The organism is Paraburkholderia sp. 31.1 (assembly GCF_014397645.1).
In the GTDB taxonomy this organism is placed as follows: Bacteria; Pseudomonadota; Gammaproteobacteria; order Burkholderiales; family Burkholderiaceae; genus Paraburkholderia; species Paraburkholderia tuberum.
Genome location: NZ_VZQN01000195.1, coordinates 1 through 647, shown reverse-complemented (window position 1 = coordinate 647; position 647 = coordinate 1). Strand labels below are relative to the sequence as shown.

Below are 647 nucleotides of genomic sequence, written 5' to 3'. Positions count from 1 at the left end.
ATGGAAAGCCCACTCCTTCGGCCTGAGCACTGGACTGCGGGAAACGGGCCTGGTTCGACGGCGTATCGGGCATCGAGATCCCGGTGCCGTCAACCAGCTTGACCGGGCGCCCGCGCCACTTCCAGGCAGGCTCGGCCTGCTCATGCAGTTGGCGCCCCGTCTCGCGCGCCAACTCCCGCACCATCGTCAGCGGCAGTCTCTGGCGAGCGCGGCAGTAGCCTCCCGTACGCACACTCATGGGCCGCAGCCCGTCGGCAGCTCGCTGCGCCGCCCACCCGTTGACTGCCTTCTGACAGGAGGCGTCCTCTTCCAGCGCCTGGCGCATGAACATCGACAGTGTCACCGTCGGCGGATACAGCCGTTCCCGATGTTCTGGCAAATACGCTTCCGTTATGCCCAACAGCCCCGGGCTCGTCAGTATGTTGAAGTAGTCTACCGCCTGGGCCCTGCACGCCCGGCTTTGAACCCTGCTTCGTGTTTGCCTGTGATGACTTCGTGCATTACGATCCATGGGGGCTGATCTTTGGAATGAGACGGTGTTTGCCTGGTAACAACCATCGTATCAATCCCTGGATCAGCCCCCTCCCTTTCTCTTCAAGCACTTACCCGCGTCTTCTCCTCCATGTAGGCTTAAGTAAGTGCCATTC

At 61.7% G+C, this 647-nt stretch carries 1 pseudogene; it reads right to left on the bottom strand.

Annotated features, from left to right (window positions below):
• Positions 1–511 (bottom strand): annotated as a pseudogene (locus F6X37_RS35975) (IS4 family transposase); the annotation flags it as partial.
• Positions 512–647: the final 136 nt, after the last annotated feature.